Raw genomic sequence first — 25,395 nt, forward strand, 5'->3', positions numbered from 1 at the left:
CACGTTACATGAAAAATTGAATATCTTCAAAAAAGAGTAGGCACACAATCAATTACGAATCGTGTACCTACACTTTGTCTTAAGTTATGTCCGTCTCATATAAGCACGGACTGTTATTGGTGCAAAGATAGCAACAATTACAGCTGCACCAAGTAGTGAAGCGATTAAATCCCATCCAACAGTACCATTGTTAGCTAAGTCTCTTACAGCAGTTACCAAATGCGAAATCGGGTTGATTTTAACAAACCATTGAAGCCAGTTTGGCATCGTATCCGCTGATACAAATGCATTTGAGAGGAACGTTAGGGGAAACAGAATAATCATGGAGATCCCCTGAACGCTTGAAGCTGTACGGGCAATGACACCAAAGAAGGCAAAAATCCAACTGATAGCCCAAGCACACACAATCACAAGAAGCGCAGCAATCGCTACATGGCCCAATCCGCCTTCTGGGCGATATCCCATAAGAAATCCCATTGAGAACGTAAGTACTGTCGCTATTGTATAGCGTACGGTATCCGCTAACAGCGCACCAGCCAAAGGTGCAATGCGTGCAATAGGTAGTGATTTAAATCGGTCGAAAACTCCCTTATCCATGTCTTCACGCAATTGGGTACCCGTAACGACTGAGGTTGTAATAACTGTCTGTACAAGAATACCTGGGATAATAACCGGCAAATAACTTTGAATATCGCCTGAAATTGCACCTCCAAAAATATACGTAAACATTAATGTGAAGATAATCGGTTGAAGCGTAACATCGAACAATTGCTCAGGAGTGCGTCGAATCTTGAGCAATCCCCGGTATGCCATTGTTAGTGAGTTCCTGATTGTTTGGCCCAAGCTTGTCGAATTACGCAATTGACGTTTGGTTCCTTGTGTCATAGTAGTAGTTTTCATCCTTTCATACCTCCCGATGATTCGACCGAACTCGGTTCATGCTGGCCCTTACTGCTTTCAGTGATGGACAAGAACACTTCGTCCAGCGTTGGTTTCTGTACACTTAACTCTGCTAGTTGAATTCCGGATTGTCGGAAGGAGATAAGTAAATCGGTCACCAAATCTGCATCCGCCATTGGCGCAGTTATTCTGCTGCCTTCCGGTGAGACTACGGATTTGACTTTGAGCACCTCTTCCACTTTTCGACGAGCAACTTCAAGATCCTTATCATCCTGGATGCTCAATTGCAAAGAGGAAGTCCCCACTGATGACTTTAACTCGTTAACAGTTCCTTCAGCTACAACACGGCCATGGTCGATGACGGCAATACGATCAGCGAGTTCATCTGCCTCTTGTAAATACTGCGTAGTTAATAATACCGTTGAGCCTGAATTGACTAGCCGACGAATGGTATCCCACATTTGGTTACGTGTTCTGGGATCTAATCCAGTAGTCGGCTCATCCAAAAACAGAAGTGGTGGTTGGGCAATTAGACTTGCTGCCAGGTCCAGCCGACGGCGCATACCACCGGAAAAGTTCTTTAACGGTCGTTTTGCGGCCTCCGTCAGATCAAATTCCTCCAACAATTCCATCGCTTTTTTTCTAGACTCTGCACGACCAAGTCCTAAAAGCCTGGAGAAGATGATCAGATTTTCAGTAGCACTGAGCGACTCATCAACTGATGCATACTGCCCCGTCACACCGATCAATTGACGTACAATCTGAGACTCCTTCATCACATCATGCCCAAAGATACGTGCTGAACCTGCATCTGCACGAAGTAGCGTAGCCAACATACGGATGGTAGTAGTCTTTCCGGCCCCATTTGGTCCAAGTACACCGTAAATTGACCCCGCGCGTACGTTTAGATCGACACCGTCCACTGCACGATTATCCCCAAAATTCTTAATCAGTCCTTGTGCTTCAACTGCCCAATCACCGTTGTTCGGCAATTTTCTACTTTCAAAACCCATTGCATTTCCTCCTGTTTAGTTAAACTTTATTTGCACGATTGCTAAAAAGCGCATACTCCGCTACACCATATTTCTATTTGGCTTTACTTTGCGTAAAGTTATGCTCACGACAACCTTTAAAATGACTATAATCACTTTTTATGAACTGAATATGAACAAAAAAAGCCGTTTACCTCGTTTGAGGTAAACAGCCTAATGCACTATTGGTTTTTTATAGGTAGTCATTCTACTCACGAGACGTGGACTCTAAATCCATATTTCTAAAAAAGGTCCATCGACATCTCTATGGTAATGTCTTTTCTATACCGTCTTTGTGGCAGTCTTTTTAATGTCTTTTCTAGCTGCGTAAATGTTAGTGACGATGACTTTAGCTACTCCATATACAGGTACAGCCACGATAATTCCGACAAACCCCGCAATATTACCAGCTGCAAGCAGCAAGGTGATAACGGTGAGCGGATGAATATCGAGTGATTTCCCCATTACGTTAGGGGTAATGAAGTTACTATCTACTTGGTTAGCGATTAACGTGATGACTGCCACCCAAATGACCAATTTCGGATCTTGGGCAAATGCGATGAGAATTGCAGGCATTACGGCAATCCACGGGCCGATAAATGGAATCAAGTTCATAAACAACGTAAAAATGGCGATGAGCAGAGCATATTGCAGACCAATAATCCAGTAACCGATTAAGATAATCGTTGCGAGAATAGCACTGATTAAAAATTGACCTTGAATATAGCTGCGCAATACGTGGTCAATGTCATGAATTGTTTTTTTAACCCACTCACGACGCTTCCCATTGAAATACTTGTAAATCTTAGGAGCCAATTTCTCATGATCTTTCAACATAAAGACGAAGAAGAAAGGTACGAGTACAAGTAAAACAATTGCTTGAACGAATGATTGTAAGAATGAAACAAACCAGCCGCCAAATTTCAGCGCATAGGACTGTATTTTATCAGCTGCATTATTGAGTGATTGCTCCAGTTGCGGGGGCAGGTCTTTCTTCTGTTCGAGCGCCACATCTTTTAAATGGGTCAGTTCTTTGGTGATCGTCGGTCCATTATCGATTAATTTGTTAACCTCATTTGCGATAGGCGGGCCGACAACTGCATAGAACGCATAAACGCCTCCAATTAAGATGACGAAAATGATTAAAATGCTTCCCCATCTGGGTACTTTCCGCTTTTCGAGGAACCGCTGAATCGGTTCTGTCATGTAATACAGCACACCACCTAAAACGAGCGGTAGGATGATGGCTTTAGCAATAATTCCAATAGGCGCAAAGATGTAATTGATTTCCAAGAAGAATTTAATAATCAATAACGCCAGTAAGATGGCGACACCTGATTGAAACCACAGTTTCTTCGTCAAGGCACATCCTCCTTTCCAATTACTATATTGTTTAGTTGTTATTAGTATACGATTTTCCATGCATGGTGTCGAACACGGAACAAAAAAATCATCCCTTATTGAAGGGATGACCTAGTTTTAGTTAATCGCGCATTTCCAAGTAAGAAAGAGATACTTTCAAGTTTGCATTACGTTCCCGTATCGCATCGAGAAGTACTTGGTCTTTTGTATCGACTTTACTGCGGATCGCGAATGTGTATAAAATCATCGTACCCAGATTTGTAGTTTCCACTTTTCGAAGCTGGTAGGAATCTGTTTTTTCATCCAAAATATCATCCAATAAGTTTTCATGATTCAAGTTCTCAGGTACAGTCACTTTCAACAGTTGTGTATCTTTTCCTTTGCCGTAATCGACTTTGTACAATAAGTAAAAGACCAGACTTGCGAACAAAGTTAGTACAATTGCGAGTGGGAACTGGAACAATCCCGCTGTCATCCCTACACACAGACCGAAGAAAATGTATGAAATGTCTTTCGCGTTTGTGACGGCACTTCGGAAACGAATAAGGGAGAATACAGCGAACAAACCAAATGCAACTCCGGCATTGTCACTCACTACATTCATGACAACAGACACGACAACACTCATCATAATAATTGTATGGACAAAGGCTTGTGAATATCGTTCTCCTGTAAACGTGATTTGATATACTTTCGTAATGACTAAACTAAGAACAAATGCTAATATCATTGCCGCCAAACTCATCCAAATTGTTGGTGCACTTTCTAATCCATTAGATGTAAACAAGCTCGTGATCTGATCCATTTTCCATTCCTCCAATTGTTGGTTGTTCTAATTCACTTGGTTCCGTATAGCCCGTAGGTGGCATCACTTCGCCACTTAATAATTCGGTACTCGTGCAAAACTTCGACGCACTACGCTGTTCGCAATTTAAGTCTTGCAAAATGCGTACAAGCCAAAGTGGTACGGCATTATCTACTTTCACTTCTAAAACGACAAGATCCGAATCAATGAAATGATCACCATATGGGCCATTCTCGATATGTAGGTCATCTTTTCGACATCTTAAGTCAAAATCGAACGTGATTCGTAATTCAGGATCGGTTACGCCGTGAAGCGCGTGGCGACTGTAGCTGACAACCATTTCAGGTTTCAGGTTGTAATACTTTCGGAAATAATCGATTTCTTTCATGACTTGTGGATTAGATGTCTCAACATCAGACAAATCTTCCTTACTATCCCCCTCAAGGTAGCGATATGCTTCCCTCAACGGCAATATCATGCGGCGTTTGTTGACCACTTTTTTGTGCTTTTGTTTTACTTCAAAAAAAGCAGTGCTGTTTAAGTCAGCTTCGTCGTAAACACGCAAACGAAGTTTTTGGCGGTACTTCAATTTGTTTTTTGTTTCAAAGTAAATCGATTTGTCTGGACTGTCGAAGTAAAGACTCGTAACGGAATATCTACCTTCCGTTCCATTCTTGTCATTCCGCATTTTAGGGCCGATACTTTCTACCAAATCTGCATATTGACGGCGTGTGATCAAATACTTTTGTTCTTTTCTACTAAAGATTTCGATCGCCATATTAATTCCTCTCCTTCAAATGTTTTCTGTTTGTAAATACAACTTTACAAGAATGAAATGTGAACACCATGAAGAATACATTAGAAAACGATGAGAACATGAAGTTCTTGTATACTTTTGCTGAATATGGGTAGGTTATAGAAGAATCGAATGGATATGAGGAGGAGTGTTTCATTATGAAAAAGACGGCACTGGTGGCTCTCGGTCTTGGAGTTGCGTACTTAATGCGTAACGAAGAATCCAGGAATAAGATGATGAAGCAACTTGACTCATTCACAGGAGACAGTTCTTCAAAGTAAGCTCTGCTCTAGATTCGCTATAGGCAGCTGGGGGATATCCCTGGCTGCTTTTTTTGTATCAACAATTCAGAATACTGGCCGATGTTACATAAAAGGGGGTAATTTCTGTGCTCGGGCAATGGCAATCTACAGGACTCATGGTCATTCGAAACATGAATGCCCAGCATTCTCACGCGGCTACATCCATGCGACGTCTTTCCACTGGTTTACGCATTAACAGTGCAGCAGACGATCCTGCCGGCCTTGCGATTTCAGAAAAAATGCGAGGTCAAATTAGAGGATTGGCTATGGCGCAACGCAATATACAGGACGGAATTTCACTTATTCAAACAGCTGAAGGAGCACTGGATGAGACACATTCCATGTTGCAACGCATGCGGGAGTTGAGTATTCAAGCTTCTAATGGAACATTGACGGATGAGGACCGCAAAATGCTGGACGAAGAGTTCCAGCAGCTTAAACAAGAAATACAACGAACATCTAAAGACACAGAATTCAATACAAAACCTCTTTTAGATGGGTCTCAGACAGATTTGAAAATACAAGTTGGCGCCAACGCAGGACAAGCAATTTCTATGGGCATCAATTCCATGAGTTCGATCTCTTTAGGTCTTGACGACGCTTCGATTGCGACTCAAGAAGATGCAGAAAGAGCAATAGGATTGTTGGATAAGGCCGTTCAAACCGTTTCATCTGAGCGGGGAAAACTCGGTGCAATCAGCAACCGACTAGAACATGCTTACAATAACGCCTTGACAATGGAAGAAAATCTGACCAGTGCTGAATCTCGAATTCGAGATGCCGATATCGCAAAAGAAATGATGGCCCTAACAAAGGCGAACTTACTTGCGCAAGTGGGGCAGTATGTATTGTCTCTCCATATGCAGCAAGCACAATCCGTGTTGCAGTTGCTGAAACAGTAAAACCCGCCAGTCTCTTAAGAGAGCTGACGGGTTTTTTAGGCGTAACGATTTTCAAAACCAAGTATCGGGATGCGATCTTCTTCTACGGTTATACTTTCAAAAGAAAGTTCAATCATGTATTCATCACTTCCATATGGGTGCAGTTCTACTTTTTTAACAGCAAATGCGTTATTGGTCACCAGTTTCACCATTCCAGTGTGAGAATCATAACCTTCGATTGCAAATCGATGCCCCCCCAGTATCGCATAGGGTACAATTTCATAAGCGTCTTCCAACTCTTTTACTTCCACTGCCCGAAGTAAGGATGTCGTGGAGCCGCCAAGACGTGAAAAACCATTTTGTAGATCATCTGGGTTTGTCGTCGCTAAGTAGACTTGTTTGTTCCTAGAACTAATCTCGTATTCCTTGCCGTTCCAGCGTGCGAATCTCCCTTTGCGAATCATCTCATCACCTCCATATAGTTCGTTTCATTGGATATCTATTAGTATATAAATAAATATTGGTTTCCAATAGCTTGGTTCGAACTATTTCGCTTTAAGAATGAAGGCACATTTCCCAACGACTTCCTTAGTCTATACTATCTATACCCTATTTTAAATCGTGTTTAACCTATTCTATATAGGGGTATAAAATCACTACATACAAAATTAGGAGGTTTTTTATATGAGTGAAGATCACGGCTTTTCAGACAAAGTAAAAGGTGCAGTGAACAAAACTAAAGGTGAAGCAAAAGACCAATATGGGAATGCAACGGGAGATACTAAAAAGCAAGCAGAAGGTAAGCTAGATAAGATCAAAGGCAATGTACAAGAAAAGATTGGCGAAATGAAAGATGATCGTCATTGAGAGCAATAACGTGTTGCTAGAACGTCGGAAGTTTCTGACGCGCTAGCAACTTTTTTTATGGTGGTACGAATTTCTTCATTGCTTGAGTTTTTTCCATTTGAAGGGTGAACCCATGTATGAATTACGGTCAGTCGCCAACTGATCGTAGATGTCCCATAAAAAAACCGACTCGCCTTGAGTCGGTTTTTGTGGTTAAAGATTATTCGTATTGATGCGAGGGTATCTGCCAGCATTTTCTTCAGCATCGGCATCCTCACCCGCATTTTCAAGAGGGACTCCACTTTCCGAAAGCTCGCTTGAACTGTCTGATTGAGTGGCATCGATCTTACCGCTCTCGCTCAAGAGATCGGGATGCCTTGGTGAATTCGGATTATCCAATACAAATATGGCTACCCCGCCATCCTTGACTTCATTGTAGAAAGCTTTGGTTTGTTGTTCGTTGAAGCCGAGCTGTTCAAACGCTTCTTTAGCTGGTTCATCATTCGTAAAAAAGAATTTCATACGTCCAAGGAATCCATCTTGCTCTCTCGTTGCTAATACAATATCCGTTTGTCCTTCGAGCATTCTGTCGTTATCTTCCAAATTGGAAACTGCGAGGATCTCATCTTTTGTATAGCCGTACGATTTTAGTTCAGTAATTTTAATTAACACATTGTCAATAGAATGAAATGTCCCTACATACCTTTTTTGCTTCATATTTCATCACTTCCTTCCCTAATGTATTGGTCTTGCCATGTGTAAATATGTATTCCCCTAAAGGGTAACTTTAGAAACAATTATTTTGTCATGTTTATTTTTCGACAATGAGTTAATACTGTTAGTATCAAATAGAAGGAGTGAATGCTTCCTATGGACGTTAAAGGCAAAGTTGAAGGCGAATTGAATAAAATGGACAGTGAAAAGAAAGAAGATATTTTAAAGAACTTTTCATCTTTTAAAGAATATCTCTCCGACAAAGTAAATAAAGGTGAAAAGTTGGGTCTTAGTGACGAACAACTGACCAAGGCAACCGAATATGTAGCAGGGTATTTGGCGAAACATGAAGAACCTAAAAATCGTGAACAATACGTACTTCAAGAACTTTGGAAAGTCGGAGACAAAGAAGAGCAAAAAGCACTGTCCAGTCTTTTGTTTAAACTCGTCAAAGCGGAGTAACTCCTAAAGGAGGACTATTCATGAATCATAAGACAAAGGTATTTACTTCCGAAGATCGAAAAGAGGTAATCCAACCTTACATGGATAACCCTGACGCTGTAAGGACTGACAAAGAATCCCTTTTCGATATGCACGAGGATATGCAAACAGTGGATGCTGTCCCTGTTGAAGACACTAGGATGGAATGGGAAGAAGAAAAGCAGGAAAACCACCGTAAATCCAAAGATCAGTCATCAAGTGAAGAAAAATACGCAGGCAGATAAGTGTTTCTGTAGACACCTTCTTAATCAGAAGGTGTCTTTTTTATGCATTCATTTCCCGGGAAATAACAAGAGGTCTGACATCCTATGTATCAAAATGGAAATTAGCATGATATACTAGTTAGCTTAGGAGGAAATGCATTATGAAATTTTGGATATATCCACTACTCGTAATTATTGCATCAAGTAGTTACGGCATTCTTTCATCAATTGTTAAATTAGCCATTAAAGACGGGTACTCAGCTTCTCAAGCTGTTACTAGCCAATACTTCATAGGATTTTTAATAGCCATTTTACTTTACGTTATTATTCAACACAAACGTCCTCGTTTTGGTGGGGGCTGGACACTTATATTTGCAGGTTTTTTCACTGCTTTAACAGGGATTGTATATGGAAAAACAGTTGAGTATATGCCTGCTTCACTGGCAGTCGTTATGCTCTTCCAATTTACGTGGATCGGCATGCTGTTTGACTGTATCGCAAGGCGTCGTTTCCCGAAGAGGGTGGAAGTGATTTCACTCGTTTTCCTTTTCTCAGGGACGATTTTTGCAGCAGGAATTTTAAATGTCGATCTGAGTGGCATCCCTTGGCAAGGCTGGGCATTTGGCCTGGCTTCTGCAACTAGTTTCGCCTCATTCGTGATGGCCAACCAGAAAGCGGTTGAAGGTATGGATACAACAACCCGCCTACTCTTCACTTCCTTCTTTGCAGCAATTGTAATCTTATTCTTCCAATCGCCTGAAATCGTTTGGACCGGACAACTATTCACTTCAAGCCTCTTATTGTATGGACTTATTCTGGGCTTATTTGGAATTATCATTCCCATTTATCTCTTTTCCATCGCAGTTCCTAAAGTGGGGACCGCGATGACATCGATTCTTAGTGCCATGGAACTCCCGGTCGCAATGACCGCCTCTGTTGTATTAGTGGGAGAACATATCACGTTCATGCAAATCATCGGGATCTTCATTATATTAACCGGGATGACTTTACCATCACTTGCACAGCGGCGACTAAAGCGCCTCCCACCAAAAACGTCTGAACTGCTCTAATGCAGTCCAGACGTTTTTGCATAAAGAACCTCAACCTCGTACAATGAATACATGAGAAAAAATCAAGGTTGAGAGGAGTTTTTAGATGTTACAAGAACGCCTATATTATCAAGAACCTTACCGTACCAGCTTCACAACGACAGTGATACAGCATGCAATCGACGAACAAGGACGTCCTTTCGTAGTACTGGAAAATACTGCGTTTTATCCTACTGGAGGAGGGCAACCCCATGATACCGGTCACATTGCAGACGTTGCTGTGGTAGACGTAGAAGAAGTGGACGGAGAGGTTCGACACTATTTAGAAAGTCCATTATCCTCCGGAGGAACGGTTTCAGCAGAAATCGATTGGGATCGCAGATTTGATCATATGCAACAACATACGGGTCAACATATTTTGACAGCTGCTTTTGTTGAGCTTTTTAACTATCCTACCGTCAGCTTTCATCTCGGTCGAGAATTCGTGACCATCGACCTCGCAACTGAACAGGTCTCTACCGGTGATTTGCGTGCGGCTGAAAAACTTGCCAATGCAGTCATCCTTGAAAATCGTCCGATTGAGCAAAGGTGGGTGACTCAAGAAGAACTGTCTGCCTATTCGCTTCGCAAGCAAGTAAGTGTCGATGAGGAAATTCGCCTTGTCATTATTCCAAATTTCGATACAAACGGTTGCGGAGGTACACATCCAAGCTCAACTGGACAAATTGGATCATTAAAAATCCTATCAACTGAAAAGCAGAAAAAGAATACTCGGATTCACTTTGTCTGTGGTAAAAGAGTCCTCGATCAGCTCGGAGCGGTTCATGAAGAACTTTCAGATGTCGCTCAGCTACTGAGTACCCCCTTAGTTCAAGCAGCCGAAGCTACACAAAAACTGCTGGATGCGCAACATACTACGGAAAAGAAATTAGAAGCCGCTTACGAACAATTGCTCGACGTCGAAGCTGCATCTCTTGCTGGAAGAAAAACTACCGTCATCCGTCAAACGTACACAGATCGGTCCATGCAAGAATTGCAAAAGCTCGCTCGTAAAACACTTGCTCTTTGTGAACGTGCAATTGTGGTACTCGTTTCTGAGACTGATGATAAGTTACAGTTTGTCGCATCCCGTACCAACTCTCTATCTCCAGATATGAGAACAGTTTCATCCATCGCACTTCCTATCATCGAAGGTAAAGGTGGCGGTTCAGCTACTACCGTACAAGGCGGTGGCTCACGACTAATTTCTGCACAAGAGCTCGCGGAATTGTTGGAAAGATCCATTCCTGTCCACGCGTAAACAGAAGTCGACAAAAAACCTCAACTCTACGTTTTCACTCGCAGAGTTGAGGCTTTTTTTATTTCTTACCAATAACCGCTTCCCAGTCGATTGTGCCGGCCTTAACTTCATCGCGAAGTTCTTTAGTCATTAAGTCGGTCGGACGTCCGCCATTTGGCCAATCTCCTTCGTGGTTACCGAACTCAGGACGGTCTTGTGAGAGGATGAATGCTGAAACATCAGCAACTTCCTGGTCTGACAAACTTCCTGGATTACCGACCGGCATGTTGTTGTGCACATAGCCTGCCATTTTTGTTAGACGCGCAATCCCTGCACCATCGTTAAAGGAGCCATCTCCCCATAAAGCCGGACCAGTGTTCGAACCTGTTCCGCTACCGTCACCTGCATGACATGTCGCACAAGATTGCTGATACACCTTTTCTCCATCTGCAACACTTGGAATCGGCATATCGTCTACACTATTCTGGTGACGCCAAGTTAGCTCAGCACCAACTGGAATTCCTTCAGAAATATAGGTCATATAAGCAACCATTGCTTTTAAATCTGGATCATCACTTTCAAACTTTGTACCATTCATGCTTCGAATCATACATCCATTGATACGATCCTCTAATGAAACAACTTTACCAGAGCGTCCGATATACATCGGATACACCGCTGACATTCCTACAAGGGAAGAAACTTCACTATCTAGTCCTGCACCGGCGTGGCAACTCGTACAAGACAGTTCGTTCACTAATTTTTCGCCATCTTCTACAGTGACAGCTTCTCCACGTAGTATATTTGATGTATCGTTCACTAGATCATATCCGCGATTGATCGCATCTCCGAGTTCTCCTTCTGGAACGTCATCCATGGAGGGCGGATTATGTTGGATTTCACCACTTGCGGCACTACCAGATTCAGATTCAGTTTCAGTTACATTTGCTACGACTTCATCCCCAGCTGCTTTGTTCGTTTTTAATTGGAAAGACATAAGGACAATGGTAAGTGCAAAAATTGCCACTACTACAGTTAATACTAAAGTCGAGGTTTTTCTCATTTTACTTCCTCCTTCTTTAAGACTATTGTATCAAACGAGATTCTATTAAGATATGGCATTAAAGTAAATAGACTCTAAATAGGGAATTCCCTTAGTAGTTGTTAATCACCAAGTAAAACATCCATCCTCAACCCAATTGATTGAATTTCATCCTATTCTCTACGACTTTCCGCCCGGTTTTTCAAAAGTGATGCGCTTGGTTGACTACAATTCGTCTGGAAATTCCTTGATTTGCTACTTGCAATTGTTGTCGTACCGAACGTTATTGCTGTATTGTTCTTAAGTGGAAAAGTTCGTAAAGTGACAAATGACTACTTTACAAACCTCTATCCAATGGAAAAAAAAGATAATAGAATAGATTTCTCCCTCCAGTCGTACAAATATTTGTACGGATGAGGTTTTTTTTCTATATTTAAGGATATAGGTATATAGATCTCTATCTAGTAAATCCAGGGTAAGAGAGTTTGCGGAAAATAAGGAGCGGTGCCGATGATCAAGTTTGAAGGCGTGTCCAAGTCATACGATGGAAAAACGAACGTCGTAGAGTCAGTCAATTTCGAAATTGCAGAAGGGGAATTTTTTGTACTGATTGGACCAAGCGGTTGCGGAAAGACCACAACATTAAAAATGATTAACCGTCTTATCCCACTGTCAGACGGGACAATACGTATTCAAGATAAAAAGATTAGTGATTATGCGATTCACGAGTTACGCTGGCAAATCGGGTATGTCTTGCAGCAGATTGCATTATTTCCACACATGACAATTGAAGAAAACATTTCAATAGTTCCTGAACTGAAACAGTGGAAAAAAGACCGTATTCACAAGCGGGTAACTGAATTGCTAAATATGGTCGGGTTAGATCCTCATACATATAGAGGGCGTAAACCTAGTGAACTATCCGGTGGACAACAGCAAAGAATTGGAGTCGTTCGGGCACTTGCCGCAGATCCAGATATTGTATTGATGGATGAACCATTCAGTGCACTCGATCCAATCAGTAGATCGAAACTACAAGAAGACTTGTTGCATTTACAGAGGACGATAAAAAAGACGATTGTATTCGTTACACACGACATCCAGGAGGCAATGAAACTAGGTGATCGTATTTGCATAATGAAAAACGGGAAAATAGAACAGCTTGGAACACCTGATGAGATTACAGCTGCCCCTGCTACGCCGTTTGTACAGGAATTCATCAGAAGTGGTGGATCTCAACCGTTTGTTATCCGTGATCATATGGAACCTGCGTCTGAAGTTGTACATATTGATGCTACTACACTAGCAATTGACGCCGGATGGAGTAAGGTATTGGATGCACTACTAGTAGCTGAAGTAGTTGCTATCAAAGAAAATGACATCATCGTCGGCATGTTATCACGTGAAGCGTTGCTCGCCTTTTTAGCCTCACAGGCGAAAGAAAGGACGGCGACGGCATGACTCATTTCTTTGAAGTTTTTCAAGATCGTAAGGGGGAATTGGCTAGTGCCCTATTAGAACATATACAAATTTCCTTGATTGCGCTCTTTTTTGCAGTCTTAATATCCATTCCACTTGGAATCTATCTAACGAACAAAAGACGAATTGCGGAAAGTGTCATTGGTGCAAGTGCAGTGTTACAGACTATCCCTTCCCTCGCCTTGCTAGGATTACTCATTCCCTTGCTAGGCATTGGGAAAGTACCTGCGATTATCGCACTCGTTGCATATGCGTTATTGCCGATTCTGCGTAACACATATACAGGGATCAAAGAAGTCGATCCTTCATTAATAGAAGCTGCCACTGCAATGGGGATGACGACGTGGAAGCGACTGACCAAAGTTGAGCTTCCTCTTGCTATGCCTGTCATTATGGCTGGTATCCGTACGTCGATGGTGTTGATTGTCGGAACAGCTACGCTCGCTGCACTCATCGGAGCGGGTGGTCTAGGGGATTTAATCCTTCTTGGAATTGACCGTAATAACCCCTCTCTTATTGTATTAGGAGCGATACCTGCAGCACTTCTAGCACTCGCATTTGATTTTTTACTTAAGAAATTCGAAGGTCTTTCATTTAAAAGGGCTACTACCGCTCTCATCGTATTTTTCATGATTGCGTTGCTCGTTATCGTGTTCCCATTTTTGTCAGGGCGTTCGAATAAGCAATTAGTGCTCGGGGCTAAACTCGGGGCTGAACCCGACATCCTCATTAATATGTACAAACTCCTCATTGAAGAGGAAACTGACCTAACTGTCGAACTGAAACCCGGTCTCGGGAAAACATCATTCGTCTTCAATGCGCTGAAATCAGGCAGCATTGACATGTATCCTGAGTTCACAGGGACGGCACTTTCAGAATTTCTGAAAGAAGAAGCTGTCAGCAATGATCGCAAGGAAGTGTACGAACAAGCGCGTGATGGTCTTGCCGATCAATTTGACATGACGCTGCTACCGCCGATGTCGTATAACAATACGTATACATTGGCAATTTCCAAACAGTTTGAAGAACAGACCGGCGTTAAGACCATTTCGGACTTAGCTTCAGTCAGAACGAATGTAAAAGCAGGATTTACTCTTGAATTCAATGACCGAGAAGATGGCTATAAAGGAATTCAAAAGCTATATGGCCTGGAGTTCCCTTCTGTGAAAACAATGGAACCGAAATTGAGGTATCAAGCGATCGAAACCGGTGACATTAACTTAATGGATGCATACTCGACGGATAGTGAATTGAAGGAATACGAAATGACAGTACTTGAAGATGACCAAGAACTATTCCCACCATACCAAGGTGCTCCCCTTCTTTTGAATAAAACGCTTGAAAAGTATCCCGAGCTAGAAGATGTGTTGAATAAGCTCGCGGGTAAAGTGACGGACGATGAAATGCGGGATATGAACTTCCGCGTAAACTCTGATGGGGAAAATCCTGAGGATGTGGCGCGAGAATTCCTCGAAAACGCTGGATTGTTGAAGTGAAGAAAGGGCTGCTGCGGCAGCCCTTTTTACGTTGTCTATCACATAGAAAGATTTGTGTGGAGTTAAATATTGAGTTCCAGAGTTATAATTTGATTATTTTGAATAAAACCTTATAATCTATTGGGAAATTTGATACAATTTAATGATTATGATGAATTACTAAATTCAGCAATAATCGGAGGAGCTATCATGGATTATATTTTTAAAAAACTTCACAAAAGCTAGGTGAAGATATTGCTTCAAACTGGCACTATGAAGATGAATATTCTTTTATGATATTGCGGCTATAGAAAGGATTGATTGGAGACTTGTTCATTAATAAAAAGCTTAAACAAAGCTTTTCTGCAGTTCTAGACCACGTAACTAATACTTATAATCAGGTTATTTGTAGTGGGGCTGCAACGATTGTGATCCATAATAATCATGTGGTTTTAGAAGAATATCTTGGACATCAATCTATTGCTAATGGAGCTAGACCTGTTCAAGAAGATACCCAGTTTCACGTGGCATCTGTAAGGAAGAGCTATATTGGATTTGCAGTAGCTTACGCCGTTTATTCCGGTTGCATAGTTAATATTGATGACCTAGTTTTAACATACAAACCAGACCTTGATCACAATGTATGGAAAGACACATCTATTAGACATTTGTTAACGCATACCCACGGGTTAAATGAAAAAGAAGGTATAACTTATCGGGAGTATCCTCCAGGAGAAAACTGGACCTATAGACAAATTGGTATTAAAACTTTAACTGATATAGTGGAAAGCACTACTGGAATGACAGTATCAGATATTTTACATGAACACGTATTTAAACCATTACACTTTACAGAGTCCAATTGGTATTCGAAAAAACATGAAAAACTTGCAGAAGTCATTCTTAAATATGACCAGGAAAGAAATTGGCAAATCAGTAATAGTACTAAGGACGATACAATGAACATGTATGTATCTGCGCGGGAGTTAGCATATTGGGGATACCTTCATTTAAATGAAGGCACCATTGAGGGGGAACAAATAGTTCCAACGAAAATTATTTCTTTAGCAACAGAATTACAAAGCCCTTCACACTTAGATGATAATTTACCTCAGAACGGTTTTTTATGGTTTATAAAGGATCTACCCGCTTTAAAAACAGAAATAGGCGAAGATGTACCAATAGGTTCCTATCAAATCCTTGGATATACAGGAGTAACCCTATTAGTTATTCCTCAAGAAAATATAGTCGCTGTCCGTATGTTTAATAGTTTTGGCTCACCAGAGGGATATGATTATTTAGCTGATGTCAGATCGTTCGGCGATACCGTTATGGGATGTCTAGAAAAAGGTAAGCGATGACCCCATTGTTTTAAAGAGGGATCATATTTCTGTGAAGTAACGCCAGATCAGTTCCCTTCTATATCACACTTACTACACAGCTGTTTAATATAAAACATAAGGACTGATCAACTTTAATGGATATAAAGTTTAAAAGTTTTTTTACAGAAGAACTATCAATAAGTGAAATTCAAGTAGCTATGGATAATGATGAAATTACTTCAAAAGAGTTAGTAATGTATTATTTAAATAGAATGGCGATGTATGACCAGAATGGACCCATCATTAATTCTATGCTGGAAATAAATCCTGAAGCAATATTTATTGCAGAAGCACTGGATCATGAAAGAAGAATAAAAGGCGCAAGAGGTCCCTTGCATGGTATTCCGGTTGTTCTCAAAGACAATATAGAAACAAATGATTTTATGCATACAAGTGCAGGAACAATTGCATTAGAAAATCATATAGCTAATCAGGATGCGTTTCTAGTGAAGAGGATACGCGAAGCAGGTGCAGTTATCGTAGGTAAGGCAAATATGACAGAATTAGCAAATGGAATGTCTAGTGAAATGTGGGCAGGCTACAGTTCGAGAGGAGGACAAACTTTAAATCCTTATGGCGATCCACAACTATTCGTGGGAGGTTCCAGTTCAGGTTCCGCAGTGGCCGTTGCTTCGAATTTCACAATGTTATCGGTAGGTACTGAAACAGATGCCTCTATTCTGAGTCCGGCTATTCAGAACTCAGTAGTAGGTATTAAGCCTACTGTGGGATTAATTAGCCGTCATGGTATTATCCCTTTCACATACTCCCAGGATACACCAGGACCTTTTGCAAGGACTGTTACAGATGCGGCCATTTTATTAGGTGCACTAACAGGAATAGATCAGAATGATGTTGCCACCTATAAAAGTGAGGGTAGGATAAAACAAGATTATACAATCTTTTTAGATTCGAACGGATTAAACGGCGCAAAAATAGGGATATTCAATGACGCTCCAAAAGCATATATTGAATCAGGAGAGTATGATGAATCATTGTTTAAAAATGCGATTCAAGTATTAATTGAACAAGGAGCAACTGTTATTGAAGATATCGAGATTCCTTCTATCCATAGAGAGTGGAAGGGTGACGTAATGTTATATGAGTTAAAGCATAGTCTTGATAACTATCTTGCTAAATTACCTTCTCATATGACTGTACACTCTTTATCTGATTTAATTCAATTTAATATTAGTATCAAAGAAAAAGCTTTGAAATATGGACAGGATAAATTGGAACGAACAGAAAGACTTTCTAACACATTAAGAAGTCCTGAATATTTAAAATCCAAAATAGAGGACTTATATTTTTCTCAAGATCAAGGAATTGACTATGCATTGAAAAAGTATGATCTTGATGCCATTGTGTTCCCTTCATATATTGGATCAACAATTAGTGCTAAAGCTGGATATCCATCCATAGCTATACCGGCTGGATATATGGAAAGTGGAAGACCTTTTGGTATAACTTTTGCTAGCACCGCTTTTAGTGAAGGTATTTTACTAAAACTTGCTTTTGCATTTGAACAGGCTACTAAGCTTCGAGAACCTCCAAAGTTCTAAGTATAGCGGAGTTTTATTTCCCTATACTTTACTTGAAATTGTGAGATGAGGTTATAAACGAAACCGATTCAAGCAAACGCATAACGTACACAAAATAATAAATTTTCTTCAAACTAGCGGCAGACGATTTCCTAACTTTTATTTTGCACCATACAACTGTTCCTGAAGTGGGACAAAGAGGTGATGATATATTGATCAGTTTCTTGGAAAATATATACGGAATGTCTATAGCCATACTACTTTTATGTTCATTTTTTCATGTGAGACAGTTAAAAAAAACGAAGAGAGATCGGAAACTTTCTACTTTTGAATTTTTAGTGTATATAATTACTCAAGTCGCAATTATTGCATGGGTAGCTAGCTTTTTCTTTCTTAGATATGGGACATAACTAAAATGTTCTTACTCCCCCCTACACAATAAGAACAGATTATAGCTGGATAAGGGGCATTCTTTTTTATAAAACTGAAGCTTGTACCTACTAGGTAAGAAACCATTTTGATTAATCTTTTTCAAAATGGTTTCTTCTTATTCACCACAAAACTAAGATATGCGGGTATGAGGATTTAATTAGATGCGCTCACGCTGAATCTATCCACCTACCTATACAGCCACACACAGCAAAAAAGGAATCCATTTCGGATCCCTTTCTTGTTAGTGGTCATCTGATTGCTTTTGCTCTAGTTTTTCTAGACGCGCATTTTGTTTATCAATGGTCTTTTGCAACTTAGCGGTTTTCTTCCGTTCCATCTCCAACTTCTTCTTTGACTTATTTTCGTATCCCCGTAACGCTTTTAGCGCCGCAGATATCGCAAAAATCATAAGAATGATTGGCAGAAGCATTTTCAATACAATGATGATTCCTGATCCTAACATAGTATTCCTTCTTCATCTCCCTTATTTCACTGCAGACAAACGCAAGTCATCTGACACCTATTTCTCTTCGAAGATGACAGCAATCTCATCCGAATCCACTGGCTTATCATCCTCTAGCTTTTTCAATTCTACTTCATTGTTCACGTCTCTTAAGTCTACACCATACCACTCTTCCATACCCTTTCTTTTTGCAGTGTGTCCTTTTCCATCCACCACTATTGTAACCAGGTCAGTGTTTTGGACGAGTACAAAATACGCGGTCGCGTTTCGCATCATCATTTCATCTGTAAACTCTCCGTCTGCTGTCTCATAATATAATTTCACTTCATAAGGTTCTTTCTTCGTCTTTAACTCCATTCCCTCATATTGGCTATAACCGGGAAGTTCTTTTGCAATAGCCCCTAACTTATTCGCATCCCCCACATAACTATCTTTGTACTGGAACAGATCCGGGTCTGCCTTTTCCCCTACGGAACATCCACTCAGAACTAACCCACCGGCCAATATAACAGCGTATAGTCCTTTTCTCATCTAATCACCTTCTTCAGACAGACATGAATTCGTGCTTAGTATCACCTATCATACCATCTGTTATTCTAATATTCCTTATAGAACAATCTGTTAGAAATTCACACCTAACAAAAATAAGATGTGATTTTCATGACAAAAGAAATGGTTTACGTTCTTCTTTTAGTCACCATTTACTTTACTGTCATTCTCCTTAAATAGTTGACTCTCGATTCATTAGTCTAGTTGACAACGTTCCTATTTTTATTAAATATGAGTTTAGTTTATTAATTACTTCGACGTACGGGAACCCGCATAAGGAATTCTTAATACTACCGACAGTTCACCGACATGGATTACTTTGCAATTCATTCTATTTTTACGGTATACTGGCAGTTCACTTATACAATAAGCCGGTAAAGGAATGATTTTCGATGAAAAAAGAAATCGCTTCCATCTACTATGTGCGGTTTTTTGCAATGCTATTTGTTGTGCTTGTACATACTACGGCTCAATACCGACACTTGTTTCCAGCACCTTCAATTCAGAACACATTCTACTTTTTTCTGAATAATATTATTCGGGTTGAGGGCGGAATGTTCGTTATGATTATGGGGATCGTGTTTTTCTACATGTATCGGGATCGTCCTTTTACGAAGGATGTACTGCTCACCTATTGGAAAAAACGCGTAACGTATATTCTCATTCCGTATATTGTCTGGTCACTCATTTACGAAGTGGAAATGTGGCATTATCAGGATCGTCCACTTGTGTTGTCGGACATCCTTCACCGGATCCTATTTGGGGAAAGTAAATATCAGCTCTATTTCATATTCATTGTTGTGCAGTTTTATCTAGTATTCCCCTTACTGATGATGCTAGTCCGCAAATTCTCGTTTTTCCGGAAGTACTTATGGCTCTTCGGAATTCTCGCTGAATACGCCTATTTCCAATTTTCAATTCATACTGACTTTGTCACTGTACCTCTCATGTTCAGCTTTATCGGCTCGTATATGCTGGGTGCCTGGATTGGGGTGTACTACGAGACCATTATTGAAAAAATGACGAAAAAGAAGATGGCGATTGCCGGAATCAGTAGTCTTCTCTTTGGATTGACTTATGTGTTCATCCGATACCGGAATACGTATTTTGACCGGTTGCCTATTGACGATGATTATTATAAGATGATCGGGATTTTGTTCAAAGTGATCGGCAGTTTGTTCTTCTTCTACTTTGCTGAGTATATAGTGCGTTGGTCAAGTCAAAAATCTGTCCACAGGATGCGTAGTATTGCGTACTATTCGTTCGGCTTCTACTTAATGCACCCACTCGTACTGTTCCAAGTGATGAAGTACTTACCGACACGTGGCACACCGATTTCATGGCACATTACAATCTTTTTGCAGTATTCGATTACAGTCATTCTTTGCTATCTTATCATCTGGTTCTTTCACCGCTTCGTACCTTTTGCAAGCTTCATCTTCGGGAAATTACCGAAGAACGCGAAGTTGTTCTGGCAGATTAAAGAATAGCGATGGTCACACAGCAACTCAACCTGTGAAGATATACTCTTCTCAGGTTTTTTTTAGGCATATATGCTTCTTCAGTTTTCTTTTTACGCACAATTGATTATCATTAACACGGGAGGCGATGAAAATGAAAAAGTTATTCATTTTACTAGTAGCAAGCATCATGCTCGCAGCATGCAACAATGAGGACAAATCTGAGAAGACTTCAGATTCTGATAAAAAACCGGCTACGTCGGAATCGCAGCAACAAGCGGGTTCTAAAACAGCAGAAGATCAAGTGGGGTTAGAAGAAGGCCTGAAAGCTGATTCTACTAAAGTAAAGTACGAAGATATCTCCAAAGGAGAAGTACCCGCTAATAAGAAAGTGAGTTTTACCGGTACTGTTTTCTCTATTGAAGAAGGACGATATGGACTGAAAAGCGACATCACCGATTCGTCTGAAGAAGTACTATGGGTCGACGATCTTCGTTTAGGTGAACGAACGGAAATACCAGAGGGCAGTACTATAACTATATACGGCAGTTATTCCGAGACCGACGAACAAGACGTGCCCAAGATGCGCGCTGTATTTATGGATATTAACTAATCATTTACATCTCTGATTCTGTTCAACTCTGGAAAAGTTCCTTCACTGATGGATAAACCTATATCTTTTCTTTGGGAGTCCCAGGCGAAAGAATACTTTCAGCTTTATAACATAAATTTTTTCATAAAGTGTACAAATTAGGACAAACTATAGATATTCAATACGATGACTTTGGTTAGGAGCGATTTGTATGACAATGAAGAGTAGTGCATCTGGTCAAAGCTACAAAGAACAACAAATTAAACAGCAACAACAGCAGCTCAGGGAAAACCAATCACAAACTGAACAACAGTTTAGTCTAAAAAAGAAACAGGCGTTACAAGCGATGCAGCAAGCAGTACAAGTCATTCAGCAAATGACTGTCATGGGCGACTTAGCCCCCTTACAACAAGCCCAGCAGCAGCTTCAACAAGCGATTCAACAATTGAATTACATGCAAGGTCTCGCAATTACCCAGTCCACCACTGCTGAACAACAGCAATTGGAGCAAGTCCAGCAACAAATTGAGCAAGCCGCACAGACCCTTCAACTTATCCAATCTTTAAACAGCGGCAATAACAGTTTCAAAAAGGCTTAAAGAAAAACGTCTATGACTTTAAAAGTCATGGACGTTTATTCGTTTTCTGTCTGTCCAGAAGCTAACAAAGTATGAACAGCCTCCCGTATCTCTTCATACCCCGTGCACCTGCATATATTGGATTGTAACCATTCTTCTATTAACTCATCATTAGCATCAGGATGAGTAGTAATTAGCGAATGACAATTCACGATAAAACCAGGTGTACAATAACCGCATTGGATCGCCCAATTATCGACAAAGGCTTTTGAAACAGGTGAATCCATAAGTCCTTCAATCGTTGTAATCGGCTGATCAATAACTTCAACAGCTAACGACAAGCAGGAATGTGAGGGTTTTCCGTTGATAAGGACTGAACAAGCACCGCAATCTCCATTTTCACAACCACGTTTGGCACCTGTCAATCCAAGCTGTTCTCTTAAAGCAATGAGCAGTGTATCTGCAGATCGGACAACCGCGTCATGAGTTTCACCGTTTACATGCAGTTGAATTAGTTGTTTAGACGTTTTGCTAAGCGAATTCATTTCGTCAACTCCAATTCCTCTAGTATGTCCTTTAACACATTCCTCAAGACAAAGGTACGGTATGCTTTAGTTCCTTGAATGTCATCCACAACATCTTCGGGAAGATGTTGCATAGCTGTTCCAATTCTCTCCATTACCGGAACCTTAGTATCGTTTAAGACGGACTCCAACTTGAACGATCGAAAAGGATACTGGCAGACACCACTAAATGCAATCTGTATTTGACACTCCTTAACTAGTGCAGCGACAGAAACTACCGGGTAACCTACTTTAGAAATTTTTGTCCTTTTCTTAGCCATATGAGGGTGGTCCAAGTAGCTTTTATCCACAATTATTTGGACAAGAAACTCCCCTGTTTCTAGCTCCAATTGCTTCTTAAAAATAGATTCTAGTGAGACTATACGTTGTTCCAACCCTTTTGCTAATTTCACTTTTGCATCTGCTACCAGCAGGGGCAATATGCCTTCTTTATAAATCAGTTCGCTATTTAGATTCCCGCCAATCGTAATCTTATTTCTTGATGTATGATCCGCAATTCGCTGGACGGTGTCTCCTAATAATGGAAATAGTTTTGATTTAGCAATGTCATTTAAGGAAACAGTACTGCCAATAACTAATTCGTTACCGCGTATTTCCAATACGTTGCACTCCGGAATCCCTTTTATGTCGATTACCATATCTGTTTGCAACTGATTTACACGAGCTAATGTAATAATTTCCGTACCGCCTGAATAGAACATTGCTTTATTCCCTTTCTGCTTTGCGTTAAGAAACAACTTGCTTGCTTCCTTAGCAGTTGTCGGTTTTATATATTTGAAGTCAAAAGCAATCATTCCTCTGACCCCCTACTCGCTTCCCAAATGGATTCAGGTGTGAGTGGTAATTGATTAAGGGCTACATCAAGCGCATAAGAAAGGCTGTTTGCTAAACAGGCTGGAGCACCAATGACCCCATACTCACCAATTCCTCTTGCCCCAAAAGGACCATCTGCAGCTGGTGATTCGATGAAGTCCACAAGATATTGTGCAGGTTGCTCGCCATAACGCAGCATCGGATAATTACGAAGACCTGTGTTCTGCACAACCCCATGTTCATCGAAGATAAACTTTTCACTCGTTGCGTAACTAAGTCCCATATACATCCCTCCACGCATCTGCTGTTGGGCTGTTTTCGGATTAATAATCGTCCCCCCGTCAAGAACGGTGACGCCTTTTAAAATGGTATACGTGAAATCTCGTGTATCCATTTCTACCTCCACCGCTTGGACTCCTACAGACCACCAAGGCCCTGGCTTACCAAAACCTGTCTCTTCATCCATTGGCGTCAAATGTCGTTGTATGTGCTTTCCAATTCCGACGACTTGTCCGTCAATCGAATGTCCACTTGGATAGGTATATCCCAACGCTATTTCTTTTATATCAACACCGAAAGCGGGATCAGGTTTTAAGTACACTTTCCCCCCGCCAATATCCAAGTCGTCAGGTGAACATTTCAACACAGTCGCCGCAGTCTTTTTCAATTGGGTAATCGCATGATCTGCAGCTGCAATGACTGCCCGTCCTGCTAAAAATGTTGAGCTACTGGCAACGGTTCGCCATTGATGTGGATCATACTGTGTATTTGTTTCCATCGTTACATGGATTTTGTCCATTCCCATCCCTAACTTTTCCGCTAGAATTTGTCCTAGAATGGTTTTTGTCCCTTGTCCTAACTCGATGGCTGCACAATTCAAATTCACGCTTCCATCGGCTTCAAATGTCAAAATAGCACCCGCTTCTGCATTCGTTGCCGTCGTAGAGGTTTTCCAGAACATACTGATTCCTTTAGAACGCACCTTGTTTTTGCCACTCACCATTTTTTGCCCTTCATCCCATTGGATGAGTTCCTTTGCACGATTGATGCACTTTTCGATGTCTCCTATATTGTTCGCAGTCAACACCGTTTGAGTTGGTGTCGTGTGTCCAGGCTTAATGCCATTGATAATGCGCAATTGAATAGGGTCAATCTGCAATTGTTTAGCCAGTTGGTCCATCGTTCTTTCCACGGCAAAGGTGAGTTCAGGATGTCCATACCCTCTAAAAGAAGTAGCAAATGGATGATTTGTATAGACACAATAGGAATCGCACCATACATTTGGTATGTCATAAGGACCTGTACAATCTATAGCCGCTGCTCTTGTGATCCCCGCTGCCTGATCCGTATAAGCACCTGAATCAAGCAAATACGTATATTTTCCTGCAACTAATTTTCCTTCTTTCGTTGCCCCAAGCTGAACCGTTGCGTCCAGGCCGACACGACAAGGCGATGTTATCATATCTTCTTCCCGATCCATTTCAAGTTTCACTAACTTTCCCCCGACTGATTTCGAAGCTAAGTAAGCTAAAGGTTCTAACTGAACAGTCCCCTTGCCTCCAAACGCACCACCAATCATCGGGATATGAACTAAAACATTTCCAACTTCCACATTAAAAAATTGGTTAAGCACTTTTTTTATCGTAAATGGAGACTGGCTGCAAGAATGGACTATGACTTTCCCTCTAGGATTGATCTCCACTCTTGTGCTTCTTGTCTCCAATGCCACATGATCCGACAAATTAAATGAATAGTTCGCAGTAATCGTTTCTTCGCAGTTTTCCCATTCATCTTCAAAGTTTCCTTTACGAATTTTAATATGACTGCCAATATTCGTTCCAGTTTTCGGATATACATTGCTAATAATTTTCGTATAGCTTCCTGCATTCTCATGGACGAGCGGTGCATCCGCCTGGAATGCCTGCTGTACAGAATTCACAATGGGCAGAGGATCGTATTCCACTTTCACTTTCGTTGTTGCTAGTTTCGCCTGGTATTCATGGTCTGCCACAATGATAGCAACTGGCTCTCCGTAGTATCGAACCTTTTCGAATGCTAAAGGAGGTCGGTCCGCTAATATAGGACCGATATGGTATGGAAATACCTCACCTGTCACAATGGCACGTACGCCAGGCACCTTCCAAGCTTCTGTTGTGTCTATGGATGTAATTTTGGCATGCGCTTGTGTACTCGTCACAAGTTTTGCATGCATCAAACCGGGTACTGAATAATCCCCTACATATCTGACTTTCCCTGTCGACTTCTCTACAGCGTCAATTCGTTGTTCTGGTTTACCGACAGTTGTAAATACCTTATTCGTCATTCACTAAAACCCTC

Annotated in this window: 27 protein-coding genes and 1 pseudogene; 15 read left to right on the forward strand and 13 right to left on the reverse strand. The window is 41.0% G+C overall.

Annotated elements, in window-relative coordinates:
• Positions 1-84 precede the first annotated feature (84 nt).
• The 5 genes from DVB69_RS14085 to DVB69_RS14105 all read right to left on the reverse strand — a co-directional run bounded on the left by DVB69_RS14085 (position 85) and on the right by DVB69_RS14105 (position 4,876).
• Positions 85-900 carry an ABC transporter permease gene (locus tag DVB69_RS14085; RefSeq protein ID WP_116019744.1) on the reverse strand — a complete coding sequence of 272 codons (816 nt, stop codon included), beginning with the start codon at positions 898-900 and terminating at the stop codon, positions 85-87.
• Positions 897-1,913 carry an ATP-binding cassette domain-containing protein gene (locus tag DVB69_RS14090; protein WP_116019745.1) on the reverse strand — a complete coding sequence of 339 codons (1,017 nt, stop codon included), beginning with the start codon at positions 1,911-1,913 and terminating at the stop codon, positions 897-899. The genes DVB69_RS14085 and DVB69_RS14090 overlap by 4 nt, the downstream gene beginning before the upstream one ends.
• Positions 1,914-2,213: 300 nt before the next feature.
• Positions 2,214-3,293 carry an AI-2E family transporter gene (locus DVB69_RS14095; RefSeq protein ID WP_116019746.1) on the reverse strand — a complete coding sequence of 360 codons (1,080 nt, stop codon included), beginning with the start codon at positions 3,291-3,293 and terminating at the stop codon, positions 2,214-2,216.
• A gap of 121 nt (positions 3,294-3,414) precedes the next feature.
• Positions 3,415-4,098 (reverse strand): DUF4956 domain-containing protein, encoded by a 684-nt coding sequence (locus DVB69_RS14100; protein ID WP_233505414.1) that lies wholly within the window; start codon positions 4,096-4,098, stop codon positions 3,415-3,417.
• On the reverse strand, positions 4,067-4,876 hold the full coding sequence (locus DVB69_RS14105) for a polyphosphate polymerase domain-containing protein (RefSeq protein ID WP_116019748.1): 810 nt from the start codon (positions 4,874-4,876) through the stop codon (positions 4,067-4,069). The genes DVB69_RS14100 and DVB69_RS14105 overlap by 32 nt, the downstream gene beginning before the upstream one ends.
• Positions 4,877-5,052: 176 nt before the next feature.
• On the opposite strand from DVB69_RS14105, the gene DVB69_RS17890 reads away from it, so the two are divergent.
• Together DVB69_RS17890 and DVB69_RS14110 are read left to right on the forward strand one after the other, a co-directional pair.
• Positions 5,053-5,175, forward strand: a complete 123-nt coding sequence (locus DVB69_RS17890; protein ID WP_255415330.1) for a hypothetical protein — start codon at positions 5,053-5,055, stop codon at positions 5,173-5,175.
• A 107-nt stretch (positions 5,176-5,282) separates the two neighbouring features.
• Positions 5,283-6,098 carry a flagellin N-terminal helical domain-containing protein gene (locus DVB69_RS14110; protein ID WP_116019749.1) on the forward strand — a complete coding sequence of 272 codons (816 nt, stop codon included), beginning with the start codon at positions 5,283-5,285 and terminating at the stop codon, positions 6,096-6,098.
• A gap of 35 nt (positions 6,099-6,133) precedes the next feature.
• Here DVB69_RS14110 and DVB69_RS14115 read toward each other — a convergent pair whose 3' ends face one another.
• The gene (locus DVB69_RS14115) at positions 6,134-6,541 is read right to left on the reverse strand and encodes a hypothetical protein (protein ID WP_116019750.1); all 408 of its coding nucleotides are present in this window, start codon (positions 6,539-6,541) and stop codon (positions 6,134-6,136) included.
• Positions 6,542-6,761: 220 nt separating this feature from the next.
• On the opposite strand from DVB69_RS14115, the gene DVB69_RS14120 reads away from it, so the two are divergent.
• Positions 6,762-6,944 (forward strand): CsbD family protein, encoded by a 183-nt coding sequence (locus DVB69_RS14120; protein WP_116019751.1) that lies wholly within the window; start codon positions 6,762-6,764, stop codon positions 6,942-6,944.
• A 192-nt stretch (positions 6,945-7,136) separates the two neighbouring features.
• On the opposite strand, the gene DVB69_RS14125 is transcribed toward DVB69_RS14120, so the two are convergent.
• Positions 7,137-7,640, reverse strand: a complete 504-nt coding sequence (locus tag DVB69_RS14125; RefSeq protein WP_116019752.1) for a general stress protein — start codon at positions 7,638-7,640, stop codon at positions 7,137-7,139.
• Between the two features lie 153 nt (positions 7,641-7,793).
• Here DVB69_RS14125 and DVB69_RS14130 point away from each other — a divergent pair, with 153 nt between their 5' ends.
• The 4 genes from DVB69_RS14130 to DVB69_RS14145 all read left to right on the forward strand — a co-directional run bounded on the left by DVB69_RS14130 (position 7,794) and on the right by DVB69_RS14145 (position 10,690).
• Positions 7,794-8,099 (forward strand): DUF3243 domain-containing protein, encoded by a 306-nt coding sequence (locus DVB69_RS14130; RefSeq protein ID WP_116019753.1) that lies wholly within the window; start codon positions 7,794-7,796, stop codon positions 8,097-8,099.
• A gap of 20 nt (positions 8,100-8,119) precedes the next feature.
• Entirely contained in the window at positions 8,120-8,362 is a 243-nt protein-coding gene (locus DVB69_RS14135; protein WP_199562871.1) for a hypothetical protein, read from the forward strand.
• Between the two features lie 140 nt (positions 8,363-8,502).
• Entirely contained in the window at positions 8,503-9,411 is a 909-nt protein-coding gene (locus DVB69_RS14140; RefSeq protein ID WP_199562872.1) for an EamA family transporter, read from the forward strand.
• Between the two features lie 85 nt (positions 9,412-9,496).
• Entirely contained in the window at positions 9,497-10,690 is a 1,194-nt protein-coding gene (locus DVB69_RS14145) for an alanyl-tRNA editing protein (protein WP_116019755.1), read from the forward strand.
• A 58-nt stretch (positions 10,691-10,748) separates the two neighbouring features.
• Here DVB69_RS14145 and DVB69_RS14150 read toward each other — a convergent pair whose 3' ends face one another.
• The gene (locus tag DVB69_RS14150) at positions 10,749-11,732 is read right to left on the reverse strand and encodes a c-type cytochrome (RefSeq protein WP_116019756.1); all 984 of its coding nucleotides are present in this window, start codon (positions 11,730-11,732) and stop codon (positions 10,749-10,751) included.
• 216 nt (positions 11,733-11,948) lie between these two features.
• Here DVB69_RS14150 and DVB69_RS14155 point away from each other — a divergent pair.
• The 5 genes and pseudogenes from DVB69_RS14155 to DVB69_RS14175 form a co-directional block, all read left to right on the forward strand.
• Positions 11,949-12,128 (forward strand): annotated as a pseudogene (locus tag DVB69_RS14155) (hypothetical protein); the annotation flags it as partial.
• A 93-nt stretch (positions 12,129-12,221) separates the two neighbouring features.
• Positions 12,222-13,172, forward strand: coding sequence for an ABC transporter ATP-binding protein (locus DVB69_RS14160; protein ID WP_116019758.1), 951 nt, complete (start codon positions 12,222-12,224; stop codon positions 13,170-13,172).
• Positions 13,169-14,686, forward strand: coding sequence for an osmoprotectant update ABC transporter permease/substrate-binding subunit OpuFB (opuFB, locus tag DVB69_RS14165; RefSeq protein WP_116019759.1), 1,518 nt, complete (start codon positions 13,169-13,171; stop codon positions 14,684-14,686). The genes DVB69_RS14160 and opuFB overlap by 4 nt, the downstream gene beginning before the upstream one ends.
• Positions 14,687-14,994: 308 nt before the next feature.
• Entirely contained in the window at positions 14,995-16,026 is a 1,032-nt protein-coding gene (locus DVB69_RS14170; RefSeq protein ID WP_116019760.1) for a serine hydrolase domain-containing protein, read from the forward strand.
• 116 nt (positions 16,027-16,142) lie between these two features.
• Complete coding sequence (locus DVB69_RS14175) at positions 16,143-17,609, forward strand: amidase family protein (RefSeq protein ID WP_116019761.1); 1,467 nt, start codon at positions 16,143-16,145, stop codon at positions 17,607-17,609.
• A 652-nt stretch (positions 17,610-18,261) separates the two neighbouring features.
• Here the strand turns inward: DVB69_RS14175 and DVB69_RS14185 are convergent.
• Positions 18,262-18,483 (reverse strand): hypothetical protein, encoded by a 222-nt coding sequence (locus tag DVB69_RS14185; protein ID WP_116019763.1) that lies wholly within the window; start codon positions 18,481-18,483, stop codon positions 18,262-18,264.
• 57 nt (positions 18,484-18,540) lie between these two features.
• Positions 18,541-19,014: a DUF4825 domain-containing protein gene (locus tag DVB69_RS14190; protein ID WP_116019764.1), complete on the reverse strand. Its 474-nt coding sequence runs from the start codon at positions 19,012-19,014 to the stop codon at positions 18,541-18,543.
• Positions 19,015-19,424: 410 nt separating this feature from the next.
• On the opposite strand from DVB69_RS14190, the gene DVB69_RS14195 reads away from it, so the two are divergent.
• From DVB69_RS14195 to DVB69_RS14205, 3 genes are all read left to right on the forward strand, one after another.
• Positions 19,425-20,522: an acyltransferase gene (locus tag DVB69_RS14195; RefSeq protein WP_116019765.1), complete on the forward strand. Its 1,098-nt coding sequence runs from the start codon at positions 19,425-19,427 to the stop codon at positions 20,520-20,522.
• A 124-nt stretch (positions 20,523-20,646) separates the two neighbouring features.
• Positions 20,647-21,105, forward strand: coding sequence for a membrane lipoprotein lipid attachment site-containing protein (locus DVB69_RS14200; protein WP_116019766.1), 459 nt, complete (start codon positions 20,647-20,649; stop codon positions 21,103-21,105).
• 190 nt (positions 21,106-21,295) lie between these two features.
• Positions 21,296-21,682, forward strand: coding sequence for a hypothetical protein (locus DVB69_RS14205; RefSeq protein ID WP_233505415.1), 387 nt, complete (start codon positions 21,296-21,298; stop codon positions 21,680-21,682).
• 35 nt (positions 21,683-21,717) lie between these two features.
• Here DVB69_RS14205 and DVB69_RS14210 read toward each other — a convergent pair whose 3' ends face one another.
• From DVB69_RS14210 to DVB69_RS14220, 3 genes are read right to left on the reverse strand one after another with little or no spacing between them, the layout of a single operon-like run.
• Positions 21,718-22,206, reverse strand: coding sequence for a (2Fe-2S)-binding protein (locus DVB69_RS14210; RefSeq protein ID WP_116019767.1), 489 nt, complete (start codon positions 22,204-22,206; stop codon positions 21,718-21,720).
• A complete protein-coding gene (locus tag DVB69_RS14215; protein WP_116019768.1) occupies positions 22,203-23,039 on the reverse strand; it encodes an FAD binding domain-containing protein in 837 nt (278 codons plus the stop codon). The genes DVB69_RS14210 and DVB69_RS14215 overlap by 4 nt, the downstream gene beginning before the upstream one ends.
• Positions 23,036-25,381 carry a xanthine dehydrogenase family protein molybdopterin-binding subunit gene (locus tag DVB69_RS14220; protein WP_116019769.1) on the reverse strand — a complete coding sequence of 782 codons (2,346 nt, stop codon included), beginning with the start codon at positions 25,379-25,381 and terminating at the stop codon, positions 23,036-23,038. The genes DVB69_RS14215 and DVB69_RS14220 overlap by 4 nt, the downstream gene beginning before the upstream one ends.
• Positions 25,382-25,395 lie beyond the last annotated feature (14 nt).

This window comes from Sporosarcina sp. BI001-red, assembly GCF_003384035.1.
In the GTDB taxonomy this organism is placed as follows: domain Bacteria; phylum Bacillota; class Bacilli; order Bacillales_A; family Planococcaceae; genus Sporosarcina.

Coding starts and splice junctions, on each gene's coding strand:
- DVB69_RS14085 (WP_116019744.1), bottom strand. CDS start 900: ATGAAAACTACTACTATGACACAAGGAACCAAACGTCAATTGCGTAAT.
- DVB69_RS14090 (WP_116019745.1), bottom strand. CDS start 1,913: ATGGGTTTTGAAAGTAGAAAATTGCCGAACAACGGTGATTGGGCAGTT.
- DVB69_RS14100 (WP_233505414.1), bottom strand. CDS start 4,098: ATGGATCAGATCACGAGCTTGTTTACATCTAATGGATTAGAAAGTGCA.
- DVB69_RS14105 (WP_116019748.1), bottom strand. CDS start 4,876: ATGGCGATCGAAATCTTTAGTAGAAAAGAACAAAAGTATTTGATCACA.
- DVB69_RS17890 (WP_255415330.1), top strand. CDS start 5,053: ATGAAAAAGACGGCACTGGTGGCTCTCGGTCTTGGAGTTGCGTACTTA.
- DVB69_RS14115 (WP_116019750.1), bottom strand. CDS start 6,541: ATGATTCGCAAAGGGAGATTCGCACGCTGGAACGGCAAGGAATACGAG.
- DVB69_RS14120 (WP_116019751.1), top strand. CDS start 6,762: ATGAGTGAAGATCACGGCTTTTCAGACAAAGTAAAAGGTGCAGTGAAC.
- DVB69_RS14125 (WP_116019752.1), bottom strand. CDS start 7,640: ATGAAGCAAAAAAGGTATGTAGGGACATTTCATTCTATTGACAATGTG.
- DVB69_RS14130 (WP_116019753.1), top strand. CDS start 7,794: ATGGACGTTAAAGGCAAAGTTGAAGGCGAATTGAATAAAATGGACAGT.
- DVB69_RS14135 (WP_199562871.1), top strand. CDS start 8,120: ATGAATCATAAGACAAAGGTATTTACTTCCGAAGATCGAAAAGAGGTA.
- DVB69_RS14140 (WP_199562872.1), top strand. CDS start 8,503: ATGAAATTTTGGATATATCCACTACTCGTAATTATTGCATCAAGTAGT.
- DVB69_RS14145 (WP_116019755.1), top strand. CDS start 9,497: ATGTTACAAGAACGCCTATATTATCAAGAACCTTACCGTACCAGCTTC.
- DVB69_RS14150 (WP_116019756.1), bottom strand. CDS start 11,732: ATGAGAAAAACCTCGACTTTAGTATTAACTGTAGTAGTGGCAATTTTT.
- DVB69_RS14160 (WP_116019758.1), top strand. CDS start 12,222: ATGATCAAGTTTGAAGGCGTGTCCAAGTCATACGATGGAAAAACGAAC.
- opuFB (WP_116019759.1), top strand. CDS start 13,169: ATGACTCATTTCTTTGAAGTTTTTCAAGATCGTAAGGGGGAATTGGCT.
- DVB69_RS14175 (WP_116019761.1), top strand. CDS start 16,143: ATGGATATAAAGTTTAAAAGTTTTTTTACAGAAGAACTATCAATAAGT.
- DVB69_RS14185 (WP_116019763.1), bottom strand. CDS start 18,483: ATGTTAGGATCAGGAATCATCATTGTATTGAAAATGCTTCTGCCAATC.
- DVB69_RS14190 (WP_116019764.1), bottom strand. CDS start 19,014: ATGAGAAAAGGACTATACGCTGTTATATTGGCCGGTGGGTTAGTTCTG.
- DVB69_RS14195 (WP_116019765.1), top strand. CDS start 19,425: ATGAAAAAAGAAATCGCTTCCATCTACTATGTGCGGTTTTTTGCAATG.
- DVB69_RS14200 (WP_116019766.1), top strand. CDS start 20,647: ATGAAAAAGTTATTCATTTTACTAGTAGCAAGCATCATGCTCGCAGCA.
- DVB69_RS14205 (WP_233505415.1), top strand. CDS start 21,296: ATGACAATGAAGAGTAGTGCATCTGGTCAAAGCTACAAAGAACAACAA.
- DVB69_RS14210 (WP_116019767.1), bottom strand. CDS start 22,206: ATGAATTCGCTTAGCAAAACGTCTAAACAACTAATTCAACTGCATGTA.
- DVB69_RS14215 (WP_116019768.1), bottom strand. CDS start 23,039: ATGATTGCTTTTGACTTCAAATATATAAAACCGACAACTGCTAAGGAA.
- DVB69_RS14220 (WP_116019769.1), bottom strand. CDS start 25,381: ATGACGAATAAGGTATTTACAACTGTCGGTAAACCAGAACAACGAATT.